The following is a 2834-nucleotide window of genomic DNA, read 5'->3' on the forward strand; positions in this document are numbered from 1 at the left end:
AAGCTATAGCATTCATATATATTGTAAATTCAGGTGTACTTGCTATTAATAATAATCCCGCTATAGCTGGCCCAATTACAAATGCTCCAGATCCAATTAAAGTACGAAGGGAGTTGAATCGTTGCCTTTGTTCCTCAGGGATTAATTTCGTCATGTATGTCATAGCGGTTGGCTCGTATATTGCATCAGCCATACTAATAAAAAATACTAGTAGATAAACAATCCATAGAGATGCAGTTAAAGGCAATATTACGATGAATACTGCGCGATATATATCAAGATTCACCATTAATTTACGTTTATTTAAACGATCTATCATACTTCCTGACCAAGCGTTTGTAAATAAAGTGGCTAGTGGTTTAATCACATATAAAGCAGCAACAGCTAACGCTGATTCACCCATTTTATAGACAAGTATATTCAGTGCAATTAAGTAAATCCATGCACCTAAATTTGCAATACCAACTCCTGATAGTAGCAATAAAGGATTTTTCCAATCTTTAAGTAATTTTTTCACTTTAGGCACCCGCTTTCTAAATTATTTTAAACCAATAAAAAAATCCCACCCCCAAGACTTAAAGTCTTAGGGACGAGATTTATCATCGCGGTGCCACCCTAGTTTGTTAATATGTCGCCATATTAACCTTATCAGGTACTGCATAAAGCTTATACCTTAGCTCTATAACGGGAGCTCCCGTCACACCACCCCCTCATTAAAGGTTCCGATGTGCTGCTCAGAGGCTTGATTCAATAAAGAATTTTTGCTCCTTTTCAGCTAAATGGAGCTCTCTGTGAAAAATTCATTTTATCTACTCTTCTCATCATTGCATGTAATTTTATCCATATTAGCATATAGGTTTTATATTGTAAATAATTAAAAAGAATAATCAGTTTTTTTAAGAAAAAGAACATCCATGTAATTTTGTAACTTAATTTAGTATTAATATAAAAAGTACGGTGCGTGAAATTGCCTGTAACTCTAACAAAAAGAGCCTATTATGCTATAGACTCTTACAAAATTCTATATTAATTTGGACTCGCTTCTACTAATGGTTCTAGTGGCGGTTCCAAATCTAGTTTTAAAGTATCACCTTCTTGTATATATTGTCCCTTTTCAATGCTTTGACTTGTTACATACCCTGTACCTGTTGTTTTTAAATCTAATTTCAACAACTTAGAGAAATACATAACATCACGCATTGACCAACCTTTTAAGTTTGGCATCTTCACGTTGCTTCCTAATAAAAATATACGATCTCCTTCACTCATTATTTCGCCAGTTTGTGGATATTGTTTTATTATCTTTCCTTCTCCTAATAATACCGGCTGAAGTTTCTCTTTTTCTGCAATGTTTTTTACAGTATCCATCGTTTGATTTACATAATTTTGTACTTTTATTTCAGATTGCTTTGTTGCATCTACCATTTGCTTTTCTGTATATGGTTTCACTTTTAAATATTCTAGACTATTTTTCATAACTGGTTTAAAAATTTCAGCAAGAGGCTGAGCACCGTATTCATTTCCTTTTAATTTAGGTTGCTTAATGGCTAAATATACGACTAATTGCGGATCATCAATTGGAGCCATTCCTAAGAATGAAAAAATATAATTATCTTTCCCTTCCATATATCGTCCATTTTCAGGATTCGGAATTTGCGCTGTCCCTGTTTTACCACCAATCGGATAACCATCAATTTTATACATCGTTCCTGTTCCTTTAGATGATGTTATAACACGCTCCATTAAGTTCCTTACCTTATCTGCAGTTTCTTTTTTAATCGGATTCCCTATTTCTTTAGGTTGATTTTCCATAATAACTTGTTTATTTGTTGGATTTACAACCTTATCAACAATATAAGGTTGCATCATTTTTCCGTCATTTGCTATAGCTGTGGCCGCTTGTACTATTTGAATAGGAGTTACAGTTGAGCCTTGGCCGAAAGATGTAGTAACTTGTTGAATTTGAGTATTTAACAATAATGTATTTTTACTTTCTCCAGGTAAATCTATCCCTGTTTTCTGATTGAAACCAAATTTATTCATATATTGCTTGAATTTATTTGGTTTCAATAACTGGTCTTCTAAAATTGAGAAAGCAACGTTCGATGACCGTTCAAAGCCTTCATCAAATGTAATTGAGCCCCATCCATAGCCACCATTATGATCTTTAATCTCTGCTGAACCAACTGCGTATTTTCCTGATTGGAAATATTCTTTCCCGTTATATACACCTTCATTAATTGCAGCAGCTAATGTAAAAACTTTCATTGTAGACCCTGGTTCGAATGCGTTCGCAATTGGATCATTTAAAAAATATTCAATGTCTCCCTTATTAGGATTATAACTAGGCTTACTAGACATTGCTAAAATCTTACCTGTTTTTGGATCCGCAATGATTCCTACTAACATAGAAGGATCATAGTGTTGCTCCGCTTTATTCATCGCGTCTTCTAAAAAACTATTAATTTGTTTATCAAGCGTAAGATATACGTTATTTCCATTTTTAGCAGGTTCTACTTTTCCTATATCATTTGTAAGCGGGATTCCACTTCGAGAGCCTACATATTCTACATTTCCGTTTGTAGAGCGCAAATATTTATCAAGACTTTGTTCGAGTCCAAACTTACCTTCTGCATTTCCTTTTTCATCTGGTCTAGCAAAACCTAGGATATATGATGCAAAGTCTTCGTTTGGATATACTCTAGCTTTTTCTGTCGTAAATGACACCCCTGGTATTTTTAATTTTTTTATTTGTTCCTTCACTTCTCTAGATAAATTCCGACCAATTTTACCAATTTCAACTTGCGTACGTCCTTCATGAAAATTTTTCATAA

Annotated in this window: 2 protein-coding genes and 1 other annotated feature; both genes read right to left on the reverse strand. The window is 33.8% G+C overall.

The annotated features are described in order from the left end of the window. The coding region (locus KI356_RS26380) for an MFS transporter (protein ID WP_212936926.1) at positions 1–517 on the reverse strand (517 nt) is incomplete at its 3' end. A gap of 65 nt (positions 518–582) precedes the next feature. Further along, positions 583–834 (reverse strand) — a binding site (T-box leader). A 192-nt stretch (positions 835–1026) separates the two neighbouring features. After that, on the reverse strand, positions 1027–2834 hold a 1808-nt coding region (locus tag KI356_RS26385), incomplete at its 5' end, for a penicillin-binding protein (RefSeq protein WP_212936927.1).

The organism is Bacillus hominis, from assembly GCF_018332515.1.
Taxonomy (GTDB): Bacteria; Bacillota; Bacilli; order Bacillales; family Bacillaceae_G; genus Bacillus_A; species Bacillus_A hominis.